This is a genomic window from Prevotella sp. oral taxon 317 str. F0108 (assembly GCF_000162415.1).
In the GTDB taxonomy this organism is placed as follows: domain Bacteria; phylum Bacteroidota; class Bacteroidia; order Bacteroidales; family Bacteroidaceae; genus Prevotella; species Prevotella conceptionensis.
In genome coordinates this window covers 340,078-360,682 of record NZ_GG740073.1, presented here as the reverse complement: position 1 = coordinate 360,682, position 20,605 = coordinate 340,078, and the positions used below count along the sequence as shown (strand labels likewise).

Annotated in this window: 11 protein-coding genes and 3 pseudogenes; 7 read left to right on the top strand and 7 right to left on the bottom strand. The window is 49.1% G+C overall.

Going from position 1 to position 20,605, the window contains the following annotated elements; genetic code table 11:
* Window positions 1-16: 16 nt before the first annotated feature.
* The 3 genes and pseudogenes from HMPREF0670_RS08105 to HMPREF0670_RS08095 all read right to left on the bottom strand — a co-directional run bounded on the left by HMPREF0670_RS08105 (window position 17) and on the right by HMPREF0670_RS08095 (window position 3,519).
* Window positions 17-2,431: a TonB-dependent receptor gene (locus HMPREF0670_RS08105; protein ID WP_009230679.1), complete on the bottom strand. Its 2,415-nt coding sequence runs from the start codon at window positions 2,429-2,431 to the stop codon at window positions 17-19.
* Window positions 2,432-2,435: 4 nt separating this feature from the next.
* Window positions 2,436-3,071: a TetR/AcrR family transcriptional regulator gene (locus HMPREF0670_RS08100; protein ID WP_009230678.1), complete on the bottom strand. Its 636-nt coding sequence runs from the start codon at window positions 3,069-3,071 to the stop codon at window positions 2,436-2,438.
* Window positions 3,072-3,258: 187 nt separating this feature from the next.
* Window positions 3,259-3,519: pseudogene (locus HMPREF0670_RS08095) on the bottom strand (helix-turn-helix domain-containing protein).
* Here HMPREF0670_RS08095 and HMPREF0670_RS08090 point away from each other — a divergent pair.
* A pseudogene (locus HMPREF0670_RS08090) lies at window positions 3,518-3,952 on the top strand (toprim domain-containing protein); the annotation flags it as partial. The pseudogenes HMPREF0670_RS08095 and HMPREF0670_RS08090 overlap by 2 nt on opposite strands.
* Window positions 3,953-3,956: 4 nt before the next feature.
* A pseudogene (locus HMPREF0670_RS08085) lies at window positions 3,957-4,377 on the top strand (DUF3408 domain-containing protein).
* 145 nt (window positions 4,378-4,522) lie between these two features.
* On the opposite strand, the gene HMPREF0670_RS08080 reads toward HMPREF0670_RS08085, so the two are convergent.
* From HMPREF0670_RS08080 to HMPREF0670_RS08065, 4 genes are all read right to left on the bottom strand, one after another.
* Complete coding sequence (locus HMPREF0670_RS08080; RefSeq protein WP_044078060.1) at window positions 4,523-5,464, bottom strand: alpha/beta hydrolase; 942 nt, start codon at window positions 5,462-5,464, stop codon at window positions 4,523-4,525.
* Window positions 5,465-5,690: 226 nt separating this feature from the next.
* A complete protein-coding gene (locus tag HMPREF0670_RS08075) occupies window positions 5,691-7,193 on the bottom strand; it encodes a phytoene desaturase family protein (protein WP_044077977.1) in 1,503 nt (500 codons plus the stop codon).
* The gene (locus HMPREF0670_RS08070; RefSeq protein WP_009230672.1) at window positions 7,190-8,686 is read right to left on the bottom strand and encodes a phytoene desaturase family protein; all 1,497 of its coding nucleotides are present in this window, start codon (window positions 8,684-8,686) and stop codon (window positions 7,190-7,192) included. Before HMPREF0670_RS08070 ends, HMPREF0670_RS08075 begins: the two co-directional genes overlap by 4 nt.
* A gap of 88 nt (window positions 8,687-8,774) precedes the next feature.
* The gene (locus HMPREF0670_RS08065) at window positions 8,775-9,920 is read right to left on the bottom strand and encodes a glycosyltransferase family 4 protein (protein ID WP_044077976.1); all 1,146 of its coding nucleotides are present in this window, start codon (window positions 9,918-9,920) and stop codon (window positions 8,775-8,777) included.
* A 122-nt stretch (window positions 9,921-10,042) separates the two neighbouring features.
* On the opposite strand from HMPREF0670_RS08065, the gene HMPREF0670_RS08060 reads away from it, so the two are divergent.
* The 5 genes from HMPREF0670_RS08060 (at window position 10,043) to HMPREF0670_RS08040 (ending at window position 20,307) form a co-directional block, all read left to right on the top strand.
* Window positions 10,043-10,687 carry a DUF4294 domain-containing protein gene (locus tag HMPREF0670_RS08060; protein ID WP_044077975.1) on the top strand — a complete coding sequence of 215 codons (645 nt, stop codon included), beginning with the start codon at window positions 10,043-10,045 and terminating at the stop codon, window positions 10,685-10,687.
* 202 nt (window positions 10,688-10,889) lie between these two features.
* Window positions 10,890-13,862, top strand: coding sequence for a carboxypeptidase-like regulatory domain-containing protein (locus tag HMPREF0670_RS08055; RefSeq protein WP_009230669.1), 2,973 nt, complete (start codon window positions 10,890-10,892; stop codon window positions 13,860-13,862).
* Window positions 13,863-14,130: 268 nt separating this feature from the next.
* Window positions 14,131-15,468 carry a DUF4876 domain-containing protein gene (locus HMPREF0670_RS08050; protein WP_157579593.1) on the top strand — a complete coding sequence of 446 codons (1,338 nt, stop codon included), beginning with the start codon at window positions 14,131-14,133 and terminating at the stop codon, window positions 15,466-15,468.
* 352 nt (window positions 15,469-15,820) lie between these two features.
* Window positions 15,821-17,422: a DUF6850 family outer membrane beta-barrel protein gene (locus tag HMPREF0670_RS08045; RefSeq protein ID WP_044077974.1), complete on the top strand. Its 1,602-nt coding sequence runs from the start codon at window positions 15,821-15,823 to the stop codon at window positions 17,420-17,422.
* A 65-nt stretch (window positions 17,423-17,487) separates the two neighbouring features.
* Window positions 17,488-20,307: a M16 family metallopeptidase gene (locus HMPREF0670_RS08040; protein WP_009230666.1), complete on the top strand. Its 2,820-nt coding sequence runs from the start codon at window positions 17,488-17,490 to the stop codon at window positions 20,305-20,307.
* The last annotated feature ends 298 nt before the right edge of the window (window positions 20,308-20,605 follow it).

Genomic DNA, 20,605 nt, shown 5'->3' with positions numbered 1-20,605 from the left:
TTAAATTGGTAATATATTACAAACTCATTGCTCCGCCCGATGTTTTGTCGCGGAACAGATTAAAACGCAATTTTGTTTTAAAAGTGCGTCCTTGCAGTGGCATCTTGAATTCCATATAGTTCTCCTTGTCAAAGATGTTCTCAACTTCGAAACTCAATGAAATGTTATTGTGCCAAAAGGATTGTTGAAGGCCTATGGTAAACACATCGTTGGAGGGGATAATCCATTTTTTACGCTGGTCGGACAGTGTGCTCATTTGCCATCCCCAATCGAATTCTCCGACATGGGACACATCCATATAAATTCTAGATAGTTCATTTCGCCCCAGCAAATTTTCTGCATGATACTCCAAACCATAATTAAAATAGAAAGACGGTATGTTGGGTACATGTTTATTATATGTGGGATTATCCGTCCCTTTTGCATCGTTTAACCATTTCTGCCGGTCTCGAATGTCCTGTAGTGTAAGATTGAAATATGTATAGATGTTTGGTGTCACGTCTACTTTCAATTCGGTATCAAATCCCATCGTGCTCGTCTTTCCCAAGTTTGTGTAGATGGAACGGATATCAGCGGGGAAAAGCCTTATCATATTCTGGATATACATGTAATAGAAGTTTGTTTCCCACTGCACGTGGGTAAGTCCCATCACATTTCTTGTATCTATGATGGTTCCAACGTTCAGGTTGTCTCCAATTTCAGGCAGTAAGTTCACTGATGGCTTGATGCTCATTCCGTTACCGAAAAGTTCTCCTGTGTCAGGGAGTCTCACATTGTGTGAAAACGAGAACTTTCCCCTCACGCCTTTCCAAAACTCATAGCTCACTCCCTCACTAAATCCGTAGTACGTTTTGTTCACACTTGTCTGTTTGGGAGCTGATGCATCTTTCATTTGGGCTTTCGACAAGGCATCGCTTGTTCTAAAGATCTTTGACTTCAGATAATAAATGCTTATCGTCAAGGAATTCTGAAAACGATGATTGGAAGAGGCATACAAATGACTGAGTCCGATATTGTTTGAAATCATTTTGCTGGGAAACGAGCTAGGATCGAAACCGAGATAGTCATTCATGCGTTCATCTTTAGGACGGTAGTCCGAAAGAGCAAGTTGATCATTTATGTTGAATGTATGTTGTCCAAATGTATATTTTAAATTAAATTTGTTTCGTAATTCAAATTGTCGGTTATGGGATTCATTAAGAAGATTATCTTCTGTTTCCCCCATTGCCTGAGTGATGGTTCCATCCCATTGTCTTCTTGTTGTTGTTGTGTCTATCAGGCTCGTTTGTATAATAGGAATAACAAGGGATGATTTCATTTCCAAACCTTTAAAGATGAAGTCGTTTTTTTCTATATGCAAGGTGGGCATTATATTAAAGCTTTTCATATAGGCATGCTGCGAATCAAAGCTAAGAGACTGTATACCTTTTTTATTTCTGTAGAAGGCGCATTCCAAATCCAGTTTATCGAAGTATAGCTTTCTAAAACCAATGCCGACATGATAGAAGTCTGCGTCATAATAGTCATTATTTCGTCTCACTTTTCTGTACTCTGAGGCTGGTAGGTTTGTCTCGAATACTGGCCATGACATCGTGTAGTTGTTCTTGGATTTATTCTTAAAGAAAGCAACGTTAAATAATATGCCTGACTTTGCAAAAAGCTTTTGAGCACTTGCAAGTGTCTTGGATGTTCCGAATGATGCCAATTCCTGCGTGAATCCTACTAAGTCGCATTCATCCTCCCGTGTCACAATATTGATGGCTCCTCCTAATCCGTCGCCTCCATATTCTGCAGGCACAATACCCTTGTATACCTCTATATATTTGATCACATCTATTGGAATATCGTTGATGTCGAAAGAACCGTCAGGACTGTTGAGTGGAAACCCATTAATATATACGGCGACACGCTTACCTTCTAAACCATGTACAGATATGCGCGACGCACTTCCCAATCCGCCTGTCTTTCTTACTTTGATGCCAGATGTGCGTGTAAGAATTTCTTCTATACCGCTTGAACGTCCCCGCAGCTTGGCTCCGTCTACTACGGTTACAGCCATAGGACTTTGCCGAATGCGGTTTATTTCCGCCTGCTGGGAAGATCCTCTCACTACAACTTCGTTAAGGACGTTCGCTGATGATTCTAAGAAAAAGTCTTTTGTGATATTGCCGTTTAATGCAATGACTTGCCTTACTCGTTTATATTCAACAAATGAAACCTCAACAATACATGTTCCATTTGAGGGTATGTCAATTTGATAATTGCCTGTCTTGTCAGAAACTGTTTTCTGTTTTGTATTTTTGATTGATATGTATGCCCCAGATATGGGAAGTCCTGTTTCTTTATCTATGATTTTCCCCTGTAATATATTTTGGGCAGACAAAACTGTTGTACACAAACATAGTATCGTTACGATGAATAATCTGTTCATAATTTTATGGATTAATGAGTTCTCGCCATCCTGCCGTATTATAGCGTATGTATTCAGATAAGACCTGTTTTACCTCTTCCTTGCAGATTTCTGTGCTTGAGACAATCTCTCCGATGATTGTTACCCATGTGGAAGAGGAAATCCGAAAGAATAGTGGCGAAATTCTTGTTTGTATTTGTGGATAGACTTTTTGCATTTGATCAACATATTCTTTACTTATTGCAACTTGTTCTTCAATAAAATTTTCACGGAAAAACTCTACAGAAGTACCTTTTGATTCAAAGAGTAATAACTTTAATTCTTCTTTATATAAGAAAATTATTTTAAGCGTTTCTCTCAGCAAATCTTTTTGATTTTGTATAGAGAAGTGAAGTTTATCTATTTTGTTATGTTCTATGCGATAGGAGGACATCCTTTCATCCAAGACTATAAGTAAAGGTCTAAGGACAGTATAAAAAATATCATCTTTTGTCTTAAAATAATTGTATATATTACCTAAGACAACTCCCGATTTTGCCGAAATTGTTCGCATCGAAGTTTTTCTAAAGCCATTTTTAATAAATTCATTGCGAGCAGCTGTGACAATCCTGTTTCTTATGTCTTCTTTTAACGTTTTCATTACTATTTTATTAACGGACATCGTTTAATTTTGTTCATAAAAAAAGCGTACTGTCTTTTTTAGACAGTACGCTACTTTTACTATTGCCTTTATGCGGCTGTGTGATATTTTTATCATTAATTCGATTTTGGATGTAAAGGTATAGGAATAATCCTATACAGGCAATACCTATTAATAGGTATTTTAAAATCGAATTATGATACTAAACTCAAATGGGCTTGAAATAATAATTCTCTTCAAGAATCTTCTCCAAGTCCGAAGCCCTATAAAGTATCTTTCCTGCAAACTGCGTGTAGGGAATAATCCTCCTGTCCCGATAGTCCTACAAAGTTCGGGGACTGATATACAGCTGCTCGCACACCTCCTTGCCCGTTAGGAAATGCTCATCTCCAAACAACGGTTTGTGCGTCTGTGCCACTTCCTTAATTCGTTTGCTCACGCCGTTGATAGCGGACAGCACCGCCTGCATATCTCCGATATTTACCAAACAATCAGAACACGCAACAGACAAGACACCGCCTGTATGTGTGTTTGAGGGATTTATGGATTTTCTTTCTTTTCTTTCAATGAAAGAAGAAATCACCAACCACTGCCTTGTGATGAACTCCGTAAGCAATGTGGCAAGAGCAGTCCGCTATCTGACCGACCAACATCTGACCCATATCCGTGCCTTCCTTGACAATGGCGATGCAGGGCGGAGAACCGTGCCAGAATTTGTAAGGGCAGGCTTCAAGGTGGAGGATATGTCCCGATATTACAAGGACTGCAAAGACCTCAACGTGTTTCATGTCAGTCGTATGCGTGAGCAGAAGAAGCAGAAAGCACAGGAACAGAAACGAATGGTGGTTATAGAACAAAATGAGAGCAAGAAATCAAAACAAGTCAAACATAACATTAGATAGCAAAATGGAAAATAAGACAAAGACAACAGACAAAGATTTTTCATGGCTTTTGGGTGTAGAAAATGAAACAGAGTACGAATCTACTCCACAGGAAGGGACTGAGGTTGCTGAAATAGAAGGACCAACAAACAAGCAGAAATAGAGAATATCGAGCACTCTAAACCTGCACAGCATACAGAGAATGCAACCGTTCAAAGACGCATCAGTGCCAAAAAGAGAAAGGAAACGCTCGAAACCTACCTTGTTCCGACAAAACTGAGCACCGAAAGGTGGTCTATCTGAACCGGGAAACGCAGGAGCGTGCCGACTTCATCGTGCGCAGGTTGGGCGACAGGGGCAGCAACCTTTCAAGTTTTGTGGAGAGCATCGTGTGCCTCCATCTGGAGGAGTACGGTGAGGACATAGAGAAATGGAGGAGGTTATAAACTGCAGGAAGGGGGCGAGGGATGAATTTCAAAAGATTTATTTCCCGCTCTAATCCTACTATCGCATTAAAATATGATGTCATATTCTCGTAAATGAGACGAGAGGGTGTGCCTATTTTGACATACCCCCTTGGGGGTGAGGCCACTATGCATGTCGTTTTTTACACTTGGTATTGTTTCTAGCCAAGGGCAGGGCTGTGGTTTTAAGCCACTGAACAAAGGCCTCTCGCCATTGCCTACTTTCTTCTGAGCCCTTCACATCGCTTGCACCAAAGCCGTGACCACCCGTGGCATAACGCACGAATTTGTGGGGAATGCCTTTTGAAGTGAGGGCAGAGTCGAGCAGCAAGCTATTGCCTGGATGCACAATGGGGTCGTCATCGCAGTGCACAAGGAAAACGGGCGGACAGTCGAAAGGTATTTTTCGCTCCACCGAGAGCGAGTCTTTCAGCCTGTTGTCGGTCTTTTTCCATTCGCCCAAGATGCCCTTTCGCGAGCGGCGATGCACGTAACGCTCGTCGGCAAGCGTAACAACGGGGTAGAGTGCGGCCACAAAGTCGGGGCGAACACTCACCTTTGGCTTGATGCCTAGCGGTGCAAGATAGTTGGTTGCGGCAAAGGCAGCCGAGGCCACTGCAAGATGTCCGCCTGCCGAAAAGCCCATAACGCCCACCTCCGTGGGACAGATGCCCCATGTTGATGCCCCTTCGCGCACCAGTTGCACACTGCGTTGCACATCGCGTAGCATGTCGGGCTGCTGCCGTCCGCGAATAAGCAAGCGGTAATGGGTGACAAAAGCCAGCACGCCTGCCACGCGATAGCGGAGCACAAAGGCAGCAATGCCCTGACTGTTGAGCCATCGCGCCACACCGTCGCCCTCGGTTCGGGTGTCTAGCCAATGGTAACTGCCGCCAGGACAAACGATAACGGCAGGGCAATCGCGCCCTGCACCTTGCGGAATATAAGGTGTAAGGGTTACGCTGGCGGCGTGTTCGGGCGTGCCTTGCCATATTTTTAAAGGCTTATGCTGTTGGGCATGGCCCAGATATGCCATGAAAGCCAGCAGCATGATAAGTACTGTTCTCATGTTCTTCTTTAACATTGTTGGTTGTGCTGCCTTTAACCCCAATCGGTCGTTAGACCGCTTACTTATTATTTTAGTTTTTCCATCGCTTCCTGTTCATCTTTCGTTTGCTTGTCGGCATCTTGCCTATCTTATTCTCTCGACGTAGCCCGCTACGCCTTCAAGAACAAGACAGCCAATATGCTCAACAATACACAAAATCTGCACAGGCTCTAACGACCGATTTGGGTTAAATGTTTTGCAGCTTTTCTATTATCTTGTTCCTACCCACTAAGGCCTCTGCCGTGGTGATGGCCGACAGCGGAACGCCGCAAATGCCGTGCAAGCCTACGCATTGGCCTGTAAGCAAAAGGTTACTTACCTTCGTAGCCACAGGCACTTGCGTGGCTAAGGGGTTGTGGCAGTCTTTGGCAAAGCCGTATATGGCACCCACAGGCGCGTGGTAATAGTCGCGCACGGTTAATGGCGAGGCACTCCACAGGCTCTTAACGCATTGCCCAAAGCCGGGCCGTACCTCCTCCATGCGTTGCAAGATGCGCTGTTGGTGCCACGTTTTCCACGCCTCGTACTGCTTTCCGCGCCTACCCGTAAGCGTATCTTGCCATTGCTCCACCGCCGAGAAAGGCATTACGCAGTTAATGATGAGGTGCGTAGCCCATTCCGTCTGTTCTGCCGAGGGTGGCGTCATGTACATCATTCCGTAGGGCCACTGCTCGCGATTGTAATGGCCCAAGTGCCACACGTGGTGGTAATCGTGCTGGTAATAGCACGTGTGGTTGATGTAAGGAAAGGTCTGCGGTTTCAGTTCTACAAACAGGCTGAATATCGAATAGGTGTTGTCGATGGCGTTCAGGCGTTTGGTGTAGGCAGGGGTAAACGCGCCCTTGTCTACGATGCGTAGCGTTTCGGCCATGTGTGTGGCCGCTATATAATAAGGAGCGGTAAAGGTTCGCCCGTCTTTGGTTTGCACTGCGGTTGCCGTTCGGTTGTCTACGGCAATGCGAACCGCCTCTGCATCGGCCACCACTTGTCCCCCCGCATCTTCTATAACCTCGGTCAAAGCCGTGGCCAACTGCTGCGAGCCGCCCACAAAGCGGTCGGTACCCTCGATATATAGCACGCTGATAAGGGCGTGAACGTAGGCAGGCGTTTTACCCGAAACACCTCCATACATAGGATTCATATAGGCCAACACATCGCAAAGCCGTTCGTCGTCGATGTAATGGCCGATAAACTTGTCGGCCGACCACAGAAAACGCTCGCTATGTTGCGGAATGCTGTCGCCCGTGGGGCGCAGATTAAAGAGGTCTATCTCGTTGGCCAGCTGGTAAAGGGCCGCCACATAGCGTTGCAACTGCGTGCGCTGATGTGGAAAATGCTTGGCGAAACTCTCTACAAAACCTTCTTTTCCCTCGGCCACACGATAAGTGGTGTTGGTGGCAGCGTAGTAAATCTCGTCCATGCAAAGCTTGTCTACGGGCAGTAGGCGAAGTTTTTGCACGATGCCTAGGTGCTTGCAAATGCGGTGGAGCGTTTGTCCTGGGCGAAACCCACCCAGTATGTGCATGCCCGTATCGAAGTGTATGCCGTGACGGGAGAAGTTTTGCAGCCCTCCGCCCACGATGTGGTTCTTCTCTAACACAGTTACTTGCCAGCCTTCTTTGGCCAAAAGCGCACCAGTGGTGAGGCCGCCTAGTCCGCCGCCTATGATGATAATGTGGTTGTTGTTCATAATTTTAGTTTCTCTCCCAGCACTTCGCCGCAAGTTAACAGCGTACCAACCAGCGTGCCCAACATGCCATGCGAGTTGACGTTTTGACCTGCAAAGAACAGGTTGGGTATGCGTGTGCGACTTGGAACGTGACAAGCCGAACCCAACCTAACATCTTTGGCCACGCCATACATGCTGCCTTGCAGAGTAGAAGTATATTGTTCGTAGGTGAGGGGGGTGGAAGTGAAGTAGCAGTCTATGGCTTGCCGCAAGCCTGGCGCATGCCTTTCAACGGCATCGATAAGCCTTTCGGCCCTGTCGCGTTTAAAGTCTTCGTACGTCTCTCCGCGGTGCATGATGCGCGTGTTGGCCCATCGTTCCACTTCTTCGTAACGCATGTAGCTCATTATCTCGCCGCAAGTGGCCCACTGCTGGTGTGTGTTGGGCGGCTGTTCGTCGGCTGCAAGCGCATCGCTAAGGTGCACATATAGGAAACCGCAAGGCCAGTTGTCGGCCGTGTATTGTTCGCATTGCCAAGGCGTATCGGCGGCATAGCCATACAAGTTGTGGTTGCGATAGGGCATGGCTTGCGGCTTAAACTTGATGTAAACGGTAAACACGCCCTTGGTATTGGGCAGGTTTAGCATGCGTTGACGAAAGGCGGGACGGATAAGATTGGTATCGTTCAGCATGTGCATCACCAACGTTGGGTGTATGGCGGCTATCACAAGGTCGGCCTCAAAGTGTTCGCCGTCGGCCGTTGTTACGCCCGTTGCCTTGCTGTTGTTGCAAGTTATGTGTTCAACGCGTTTGCGCGTGAGAACCCTTCCGCCCCTTCGTGCAATGCCTTCTATAAGTCGTTTGGCAATGATGTCACTTCCACCAGCTAGGCGAAAGGCGCTTTGGTTGTAGAAATTGGTGATGAACGCGTGGGTTGAGAAAGGTGTTTGTCCGCGTTCGCCTGCATAGAGCGGCAGATTTCCTACCAGCACGTTGCGCAAAAGGGCATCGTTGGTAAAGCCATTTATCACCTCGTCTACGGCGCGCATTTGGTATTCGGTTTTCAAGTGCATTTGTTCGGGCGTTGGCCGATGCCCGTTTATGGGCGACGCCTGCGCCAACCGCTCCACCAAATTGAGGTAGCGGTGCAGCCCATCCCGTTCTTTGGGGAAGTGTGCGGCAAGCGTTTCTACAAAAGCCTCGTGGCCATTGGCAAAGGCAAACCTGCCTTGCGGCATCGAAATGACGTCGTAACCCGTTGTGTCTAGTCGGCTAAGCGGCAGGTTTTCTAATTCAAGATAGCGCAAAAGGGGGTACAAAGTTTGCCCCTCTTCGGCACTTCCGATGAAGTGCATGCCCGTTTCGAACTTCGCGCCTTTGCGCACAAAGCTCTGCAAACAGCCGCCTGCTTGCGTTTCTTGTTCGAGTACGGTAACCTCATAGCCGTTTCGTGCGAGTATGTGTCCGCACGAAAGGCCGCCAAGTCCGCTACCAATGATGATGCACTTTTTCATTTATTGTTGGTGGTTGGGCATGTATCGACGCCCGTTTTCTATGGATGTTAGCTTTTCTAGGCTTGCTGTGGCTGTTGGCTTTCTAGGCTTACTTATTCTCAAACAGGCACTGCGCCACCTGTTGCGCCACGTTCTTGTTTTCAAATCTTTGCACGTATTCCATGCTCCGACTGATAGATTCGTCGCGCCCTGCTTGCCCTTTCAGTCTGGCATTGATGGCTTGTGCCATGCCCTTATGGTCGTTTGGGGCCACATATAGGCTATGTGGGCCGCCCGCTTCTTCGAGGCACGACCCCGTACAGGCCACAACGGGCAGTGCGCTTTGTATGGCCTCGATGATAGGAATGCCAAAGCCTTCGTAGCGCGAGGGATAGGCAAACACTTCGGCCTGCTGGTAAATGGCCGGCAAGTCGTGGTTGGGCACATTGTGCAAGAAATGCACGCGCGCCGACAAACCATTGTGCGCCGCCCACGATTTCACCTTATTGATATAAGGCGTGGGGCGGCCCAGCACCACCAAATGCACTTCCCTGTCCACGTTCTTCATGGCCTTGACCGCAAGCAGTACGTTTTTTCGCGCCTCGATGGTGCCCACATTCAGCACAAAACGCGATGGCAGTGCATAGCGTTGGCGCACTTCGTTCAGCTTTTCGGGCGTTGCTCGCTCGCGAAAACGCGTGTCGCAGCTTTGATATATCACGCTGATTCGCTCTTCGGGATAGTGGCCATACTTCATGATGTCGCGCTTGGTGCATTCGCTAATGGCGATAATGCGGTTGGCCTCTTTCAGCGTTTTGTGGAACTTCCAACGGTAAATCAGCGCGTCCCACCAATGATAGAACTCGGGATGGCGCATAAAAATAAGGTCGTGAATGGTGACAACGGCATCGATGCCTGCGTGTTTAACGCCCTTGGGCAGTTCGCCCGACAAGCCATGAAACACCTGTACGCCATCGCGCAACAGGTCTTTCACCATGCCGCCACTTCTCCACGCCGCCTTTTTCAGCGCGTTTTTCGCGTTCTTGGGGTACACCATGCGCAGGTTCGGCGCACTTTTCACCTGTCGGGCCAAGTCTTCTCGGCCCGCATCGGGTGCATAAAGCAGCAGTTGTGCGTTGGGATAGAGGGCTGCAAGGTCGTTAACTAGGTTTCTTCCGTATGCTCCCAAGCCTGTTCCGTTACGCACTATGCGTTTGGCATCAAAGCCCACAATAATGTTCTTGTCTTCGTTCATCAGGCACAAACTTACACAAAAAATGCGTAAATCAAGGCAAAATCTGAAAATAAGATGTGTAGTTGGCATATATTTAAGCAGAAAATACTTATTTTTGTACTTGCACATAAATCGTAAAAGAAATGAAACGCTTTTGTATGGCCATACTTTTTGTGTCGTTTTTTGTTGCCTACTCGTGGGCGCAAAAGGACGGCCAGCTCCGTGTAAACCCCGAAGAGAAGGAGGTAGACATGGATAATCCCACCTTTGTGCCGATGGTAAAGGTGGGTAGGGTGCTGGATAAGGGCGACAGCATACAATATGTTGAACTGAACAAGATATATGTTTATCCGCAGCTGACGTTTGAAAACGAACGCCAACGAATGGAGTACAACCGCCTTGTGTATAACGTAAAGAAGGTGCTGCCCATTGCCAAAGAGGTGAACAAGATTATTATCGAGACCTATGAATACTTGCAAACGCTGCCCGATAAGAAGTCGCGCGACGAGCACATGAAACGTGTTGAGGCCGACATCAAACGCGAATACACGCCACGAATGAAGAAACTAACCTACGCACAGGGCAAGTTGCTCATCAAATTGGTGTATCGTGAAACCAGTTCGTCTTCGTATCAACTCATCCAAGCTTTTCTTGGACCCATCCGCGCTGGCTTTTATCAGGCCTTCGCCTGGTTTTTCGGGGCTAGTCTTAAAAAGGAATATCAGCCTAATGGCGTGGATAGACTAACCGAAAGGGTGGTGTTGCAGGTGGAGGCAGGGCAGTTGTAGGAGCTGGGAGTGTTTGGTTAATCAGACTAATCAGACTAATCAGACTGGTCCGACTGGTCCGACAAGTCCGACAAGTCCGACTGGTCAGACAAGTCCGACTGCCCCGCTTTATCCCCTTTTTTAGGTATTGTCCACTTTCCATATAATACCTATCTTTGCAAAGCATTGCTGTACATCGGCATTAACTAACCTTTAAATGCGAATGTTCAAAATCTGTTTTGCAATCCTCTTGTTTGTCGTGGGCGCGGTCTCAACGGTCAAAGCGCAGGGCGTTTTGCTGAACGGCACCATCAAAAGCAAAGGCGATGGGCGGCCAATAGAGTATGCCACCGTTACGCTAAAAGAGTGCGAGCTGTGGGCTATCACCGACAATAAGGGGCGTTTCGCCATTAAAAACGTGCCATCGGGCAACGTAACGCTCACCGTGCGTTGCCTAGGCTTTGCCACGTTTACCACGAAGGTGAACGTAAGGGCAGGCATGCCACATGTAGACATCGGCCTAAACGACGACAACCTGAAACTGAACGAGGTGGAAGTGGTGGCCAAACGAAAGGGCGATGCCACAACAACAAGCTACACCATCGACCGCTTGGCACTTGACAACCGACAAGCTTTGAACCTTGGCGACATCATGAGCCTTCTTCCTGGCGGCAAAACATGGAACAGTTCGTTGCTGCGCGACACCCGCATTGCCCTTCGCAGCAGCAGCGGAGAGATGGGTAACGCCTCGTTTGGTACGGCCATCGAGGTGGATGGCGTGCGATTGGACAACAACGCCACGCCCGGCGAAACGCTCGGAGCAGGTACGCGCACCCTTAGCACAGCCAACATCGAGAGCGTTGAGGTGGTTACGGGTGTGCCGTCGGTGGAATATGGCGACCTAAGCAACGGCATTGTGAAGGTGAACACGCGCAGCGGCAAGTCGCCTTTCATCGTAGAAGCCAAGCTAAACCAAAACACACGCCAGCTGGCACTAAGCAAAGGTGTTGACCTTGGCGGCAAAATGGGGCTCTTTAACTTCTCAATGGAGCACGCACGCACGTTCGGCGACATCACATCGCCCTTCACCGCCTACCAACGCAACGTGCTTTCAGCCCAGTATATGAACGTGTTGATGCGCCAAAGCATGCCCCTAACGCTGAAACTTGGACTTACGGGCAACGTGGGCGGCTATAATTCGAAGGCCGATCCCGATGGCGAACTAGACAGTTATAAGAAAGAACGCGACAACAGATTTACCGCAAACCTCTCGGCCGAGTGGCTACTCAACCGCAAATGGCTCACCAGCGTGGTACTGAAATCGTCGCTTTCGTATGCCGATCAGCTATACGAGAATTACAGCCACACAAGTTCAGCCACTACACTTCCCTACATCCACACCATGAAAGAAGGCTATTTCGTGGCCTACGACTATGACAAACACCCCTCGGCAGACATCATTCTGGGGCCTACGGGCTATTGGTATATGCGCAGTTTCAACGATAGTCGCCCCCTAAGTTACGCCTTTAAGTTGAAGGCCGATTGGGTAAAGCGGTTCGCGCGCATATATAATAAGGTGTCGGTTGGGGCCGATTACACCGGCAGTCGCAACCTCGGCCGCGGCACTTACTACGAGAAGGCGCGCCTAACACCCACATGGCGACCCTACCGTTACCACGAATTGCCCACGCTGAACAACCTTGCCGTCTATGCCGAAGAACGTCTGAACATACCAACGGGCAAACTTTCGAACATGGAATTGACCGTGGGCGTTCGCAACGACATCAGTCATATCGCTGGTTCGGCCTACGGAACGGCCTCAACCCTCTCGCCACGCGCCAACCTTCGTTACGTGTTTTGGCATGGTCGCGATACGTGGATGCGAAGTCTTTCGGCACATGTGGGCTGGGGAAAATCGGTTAAACTACCCTCGTTTCAAGTGCTTTACCCCCGCACCAGCTATATAGACCGACTGGCATTTACGCCTGGTAGCACGGCCGACAACAAAGCTTACTATGCCTATCACACCTTTCCGTCGCAGGCGGTGTACAATCCGCAACTGCAATGGCAGTACACCAACCAGCTAGACCTTGGCTTACAGGCCAACATTGGCCACACGCGCGTTAACGTTTCGGCCTTTTATCACAAAACATTTAACCCATATACAGCCGTAGTGGTGTACAAACCCTACACCTATAAGTACACTTCGCAAGCTGCATTAGAGCATTGCCCCATCCCATCGGCCAACCGCGAATACCACATCGACCAACAAACAGGCATCGTAACCGTGAGGGACATCACGGGTGCCAACACCCCCATACTGCTGCCTTACAAAGAAAGGGAAGGCTATCTGAGCAACCGCAAATACGTAAATGGGTCGCCCACCGAACGTTTCGGCATAGAATGGATTGTGGATTTCGCCCCAATCAAGGCACTGCGCACTTCGCTTAGGCTCGATGGAAACTACTATTATTACAAAGGATTAGACGATTTGCTCTTCGCAGCATTGCCTTCGGAGGCTGGCACGCTCAATGCCCAAGGCAAGCCTTACACCTATATTGGCCATTATCGCGGCAGCGGAACAACCTCTACCGACAATACGGCGTCGCCCTCGGTAAGCAACGGTTCGCTCACGCACGAGTCCAATCTCAACATTACACTCACAACCCACGTGCCGCGCATACGTATCATCATGTCGCTACGCGTGGAGTGTTCGCTCTATCAATACAACCGTCCGCTAAGCGAATTGCCAAACGGAACGCGCGGATATGCTGTGGAGAAGGGCGACGACTTCTTTGGACGGCCCTACACACGCGATGTTCGCGACAAGCACATGGTGGTTTATCCCGAGTATTACAGCACGTGGGAAGAACCCGATAAGCTTATCCCTTTCGCCGAAAAGTTTGCTTGGGCCAAAGACAACGACCCCGCTTTGTTCAACGATTTGGCTAAGCTGGTGAAACGAACCAACTATGCCTTCGTGATGAATCCCGAACGTTTGTCGGCCTATTACTCGGCCAATTTCAGCGTAACGAAGGAGATTGGAGACCGCGTACAGCTGATGTTCTATGCCAATAACTTCTGGAACACCATGAGCCGAGTGCGTTCTACGCGCACAGGGCAAGAAACTTCGCTCTACGGCAGCTCGTATGTGCCCGCCTTTTACTATGGGTTGGGGCTGAAAGTGAAGATATGATGGGGGGAGTAATTGAGTAGTAAAGGAGTAAGTAGTTATGGAGTTAAGGAGTTAAGGAGTTAAGCCAAATGTGTTGTTGCAGCGTGGCAAACGTTCTCATAAACTCACAAACTTACAAACTCACAAACTTACAAACTCACAAACTTACAAACTCATCAACTCACAAACTCATCAACTCATCAACTCACAAGCTCACAAACTCACAAGCTTATAAACTCACAAGCTCACAAGCTCATAAACTAAAAAACTCATTAATAAATAAGCAATTATGTATCGCAAAACAATTCTTATCAATTCGTTCTTAGCAGCGTTTTTTGCGCTGCTGGTTTTGTCGTGCAGCAGCGACGACAAGGTAGACACTGTGCAAACCTGTAAGGTTAACGTAACTTTGCAGTATCCCGAAAACAGCATTCAGCCCTACGAAGGTGCAAAGGTTGAACTTGTTGACGCACGCGCATCAGTATTTGTTGCCACAACCAACGCTAATGGCGTGGCCGAGTTCAACGTGCCAGCAGGCATATACGATGTTCGGAGTAACGCAACACGCGGCGATGGAATATGGAAACTCAACCTTAATGGCAATAAAAGTAAGGTAGTTGTATCGCCACCCGCTACGGAAATAAAGCTTGAAATGAAACTCTCAAAAGCTGCCCAGATTATCATTAAAGAACTTTACAATGGTGGTTGCCAGCCTGATAATGGTGGTAGATTTTTCCAGATGGACAAGGGATTCGTTCTCTATAACAATGGTGGCGAGGTGGCCGTTATCAACAATCTTGCCGTTGGTATTGTAGATCCCTACAACTCGCAAGCACCAAGCAAATGGCTAAAAAACGGCAAGTTGGTATATGACGGACAAGGTTACATCCCTGGTATTCATGGTATTTGGTATTTCCAAGGACCGCTCGTGATGCAGCCTTACTCGCAAATTGTGGTGAATGTTAATGGTGCTATCGACAATACCAAGACTTATTCTAAGTCGGTTAACTATGCAAACAAGGACTATTATGCCATGTACGACCCCGAATCGGGATACGACAATGAGCTTTATTACCCCTCTCCATCAGAGCTTATCCCCACTTCTCATTATCTAAAAGCTGTTGAATATGGACAAGGTAATGGCTGGACACTTAGCGTAACGTCACCTGCCATGTTCATTTTCCAAACCCAAGGCGTTACGCCACGCAACTATGCCACCAACGTCTCGAACATTATCTATGCCCCAGGGGCTGCACATAATCCAGTGACCGCCAACCTAAAGATACCTAACGAGTGGGTTATCGATGGCATCGAAGTTTTTAGTTCTGCATACAAGACCGCGAACGCCAAGCGCCTACCTGCCGAAATAGACGGCGGAAGCGTACTCCTTACCTACCAATTGGGCCACACGCTCTACCGCAACGTGGACAAAGAAGAAACAGAAAAGCTGCCCGAAAACAAGGGAAAGCTGGTGTATGGCTACACGATGGGCGTGTCTACGGGCGACCCCAGTGGCATTGATGCCGAGGCTTCGATAAAGAATGGCGCACATATTATATATATGGACACCAATAACTCTACCAACGACTTCCACGAAAGAAAGGCTTTCTCCATTAAAGGAAAGTAAATTGGCAAGTTGGAAAATTAACGAGTTAACAAATTAACAAGTTGAAAACGCTCTGCCACTTGCGTGGCTTGGCTTAACAAAAAAGGGCTTTGGGGGCTGTTTTCTAGGAAAACTAGGCGTTCTGGAACAACCAGAATGCCTAGAATTCCTAGGGCAACTAGAATAACTAGAAGCCCTAGGATAACAAGAATATCTAGAGCCCCTAGAACTTCTAGGATAATTAGAATCCCTAGAATATCTAGAATCCCTAGGATAATATGAATAACTGAGATGCCTAAAATTATTAGAACCCCAGCCCCTATCCCCCTTTAATCCTTACCTCTTTAAACCCATTAACCCCTCCATTTGCCCTGTGTTATCACTCCTTTTATTCGCCCTATCCTTCACGTCGACAGCTCTCCCAGCCGACACCACTCCTCACTTTCGCGACTTCAACCTCGTGAAACAGGCAAACCCGTGGCTCACTTCGCCCAATGCAGCTGCACTAACACGCTACAATCAGCGCAATATCTCGATGGCCGAAGTAAGGGGCAGCGTGGCCAAAGGCGACCTCGTGGACTACTCCCAGTCGGCCAACGTGGTGCAAGCAGGTGCGATGGTCGAGTCGTTTTTCCGTATTAACCCACGCACGGTGGTTTACGGGCGAATGGATTACGACAACTTCGCGGGCAAAAACATGTTGGGTTCGGTGTTCATCAACCCCGAACGCAAGCCCTTCGACCTGTCCGAAGACTCGCTAACCAATCCCGGCAACAAGCATCGCGACACCTATAACCTCGTAGGAGCCGTAGGTATAGACCTCTGGCGAGGCTTAGCCGTGGGCGCAAAGGTAGATTATACCGCCGCCAACTACGCCAAATACAAAGACCTTCGCCACCGAAACAGCCTGATGCAACTCAATCTTTCGCTGGGCATTGCAGCCCCAATAGGTAAAAAATGGATGTTGGGTGCCAACTATATTTACGGCCGAAGCACCGAAAGTCTGCGCTTTGTAACCTACGGAAAAACCGAAAAGGTGTATAAAACACTTGTAGACTATGGCGCATTTACGGGCGAAGTGGAACAGTTTGGCAACAAAGGCTACACCGACGACTCGCGCGAACAGCCCCTACTTGACGAACAAAACGGGCTTGCCTTGCAGGCAGAAAGCAATTTGGGGCGTGGGTTCTCGCTCTTTCTTGGTGCGCAGATGGTGCACCGAAGCGGATTTTACGGGCGCAACTCGCCTTATTCTATCGTGCATTTCAAACATCAGGGCGACAACTTTGGACTACAATTGGTGCTGAATAAATACCGCACGCATAGTCAACAACAGCTGTCGCTGTCGTACACCAACGAACAGCTAACCAACCACAAAACCACTTATCGCGAGAACCAAACAGCAACAGGCAGTTCGTTTTACGAGTATTTCGACCCCATAAAAACATCCAACAAGCGTTGGAGCAGCCTGAAACTAGCCTATACAGCATGGTTAAGGCTGTTTGGCGGCATCGCGCATTGGACCATCTCGGCCGCCTTGCAAGCCGACAGCCGCCAAGTGTCGGCCTATCTCTACCCCTACGTTCAGCGACAACAGCTGCACACCAACCTGCTTTCGCTGCTCGTCACTCGCAATATCTCCCTTAGTCGCCGCGCCATGCTATCCCTTACGGGCGGACTTTCTCACCAATGGGGCAGCGGCGAGCCAGGCCAAACAGCCACATTGGCAACGCCTAGCGACAAACAAACGCCCCCAACGCTGATGCAAGCCTATCTCTACCGCCAGCATCACCTGCTAACCGCACCGCAATGGGGCTTGCATCTGGCCGCCAAATACGCCTTTGGCCTACGCCATTTGCCCTTTCCCCTCTACGTTCGCGCCCAAACCACGTGGCACCAAACCGCCAAGCCTTCGCCTTGGATTGACAACCAACACCGCACCGAGGCCACTTTGGCCATAGGCTGCACGTTTTAAGGCGGGTTCTAAAAAATGCCTTCATACATCGGCGTACGTTTAAAACAGCAAAAACATTATCCAATATGCAAACAAGATTTCTAAGGCAAGTAAGCCTTTTATTACTCTTTCTGCCAACCCTTTTGTTGGCGCAGCCCCTAAAAAACGATGCTGCCTATCGTACGGGCAAGCTTAAAAATGGCCTAACATACTTTGTTCGGCACAACGCCAAAGAGCCAGGCGTGGCCGATTTCTACATCGCACAGCGCGTGGGTAGCATCCTCGAAGAGCCACGCCAGCGCGGATTGGCCCACTTCTTAGAGCACATGGCCTTCAACGGAACCAAGCATTTCCGCAACGATGGCACTTCTCCGGGCATCGTTCCGTGGTGCGAAACCATCGGCGTGAAGTTTGGAACCAACCTCAATGCCTACACCAGCATCGACGAAACGGTGTACAACATCTCGCAAGTGCCGCTGAAACGCTCGTCGGTTGTCGACTCGGTGCTGCTCATCCTCCACGATTGGAGCCACTACTTGCTGCTGCAAGATAAGGAGATAGACAAAGAGCGCGGCGTGATACACGAAGAATGGCGCACGCGCAGGGCGAAAATGGCCTCGCAACGCATGTACGAAAAGCTGCAACCCACCATCTTTAAAGGCTCGAAATACGAAGACTGCATGCCCATCGGCTCGATGGACATCGTTGACAACTTTCCCTATCAAGACCTCAAAGACTATTACAACAAGTGGTACCGCCCCGACTTGCAAGCCATCGTGGTGGTGGGCGACATCGACGTAAACGCCATCGAGGCCAAAATTAAGCAGCTGTTCTCTACCATTCCCATGCCCAAAAATCCCGCCAAGCGCACCTATTACCCCGTGCCCGACAACAAACGCATGATTGTGGCCGTAGAAAAGGATAGCGAACAGCCCATTGTTCTGGCGGGTCTTCACATGAAACACCCCGCCACTCCCTTTGCACAGAAGGGCCAAACCGCCTATGTGCGCGACGGATACATAGAAAACCTCATTACGGCGATGCTTAGCGAGCGGCTTACCGCCCTCAAACAGATCAACCCTTCGCCCGTGCTCAGTGCCTCGGCGCGTACGGGTAGCTTCCTCGTTGCCCAGACAAAAGAGGCTTTCAGCCTGTCGTTTGGCTGTAAAGAAGACAACATACGCGGTTCGTTTCGTGCCGTTATTGGCGAAACCGAACGCGCACGCCGCTTTGGTTTTACCGCAACCGAACTGCAACGCGCCAAAGCCGATGCGCTGCAACGTGCCCAAACGCGCTTTGACGAACGCAACGAACGTAGTAATCGCACGCTGGCCATGCAGGCCGTTCGCCATTTTCTCTCGTCCGAACCCCTGCTAACGCCCGAAGAAAGGCTTGCCCTAACCAAGCGTTTCGATGCCGAAGTGTCGCTCAAAGAGGTGAACGAGGCCGCCCGAAAGCTCATTTCTAACGAAAATCAAGTGCTAACGGTGCTTGCTCCGCAAAAGGCAGGCTTTACATTGCCCAGCAATCAAGAATTGGAACAATACGTTTTGCAGGCACAAGCCGACAATAGCTACCAGCCATACAAGGAAGAGCCCCTGCCCACAACCCTCATCGAGCATGCCCCAAAGGCCGGAACGATTGTGAGCGAGCAGCCTTACGGACACTTCGGCGTCACTAAACTTGTGCTCAGCAACGGCATCGAGGTATATGTCAAGCCCACCAACTTTGCCGCCGACCAAATAACCATGCGCCTTTGGGGCGAAGGCGGGCTCTCGCTTTGTCCCGAAACCGATGCCCCCAACTTCTCTTTCCTGCCCAATGCCATCGTTGATGGCGGTGTGGGCGCATTCTCGGCCGACCGCTTAGACAAGATGCTGGCAGGCAAACATGTGCGCGTTTCGCCCTATGTTGGTCAAGAAACGCAGGGCATCAGCGGACAATCTAACCGCAAAGACCTAGCCACGATGTTCCAATTGGCTTATCTTTACTTCACCGCTCCGCGAACAGACACCACCGCTTTTGCCACCAGCATCGACCGCAGGCGGGCCATGTTGAGGAACAGAAACGCCAATCCGCAGGTAGAATACAACGACTCGCTCTCGCTCATTGCCTATGGCCACAACGAACGCACCGCCCCGTTGACCCTCGAACGCCTCAACAAGGTGAACTATCAGCGCATTATGCAACTCTATCGCGAACGCTTTGCCGATGCCACGGGCTTTAAGATGTTGCTTGTGGGCAACGTAAACATCGACTCGCTTCGCCCGCTTCTCTGCCAATATGTGGCCTCGTTGCCCGCAGCGGGGCGCAAAGAGAGCTTTGCCAACAACTTTCCGCAGGTGCGCAACGTAAACGAAACGCATGTCTTTACCAAGAAGATGAACACGCCATCGGCACTTGTCACCATCATCTACACCTTCAACTTGCCCTATACGCCCAAGTCTAACTTGGCTCTCGATGCCCTTCGTCGCGTGCTTACCATCGCTTTTACCGACAGCATTCGCGAAGAGAAAGGCGGTGCCTATGGCGTGGGTGTGCAAGGCGAACTAGACTGCAACAGTCGTCCCAACTCGTTGTTGAAGATTGCTTTCCGAACTGGTCCTGAAAAGTACGCCGCACTGATGCCCATCGTGTATCGTCAGTTGGCACACGTGGCGCAAGGTCGCATCAATCCCGAAAGTATTCGCAAGATTAAGGCTTACTTAAAGAAGGCTCACCAACAAGAAACGCTTGTCAACGACTATTGGAACAGTATTGTGTACCAACACCTGCGCTACGGTATTGACCTGCACACAGATTACGAGGCGTTGGTAGACCAACTTTCGGCTGCCGACATACAGCAAGTGGCGCAAGCCATTATCAAGAGTAACCGAAGGATTGAGGTTACCATGAAGTCGGAGTAAGGAAAAAGCCTCACCCCCGGCCCCTCTCCAAGGGGAGAGGGGAGTGGTATGCCTTGTTTATTACACCTCACAAGGTAAGCAAAACCAACTCAGATGAGCGAAGAGGGGAGTGAAATGCTTTGTTTATTACACCCTTATTAATATTAACGGGTCAATGGGTTAACTTGTTAACTCGTTGACCCGTTTTATAGTCAAACAAAATTGGGTTTGGAAAGCCATAGCTGTAATGTGAGCGAACAACGCTCCTCCTTTTACTCTGCGTAAAGGTTTATGGATGCCCGGCTACGCACGCCTTGCA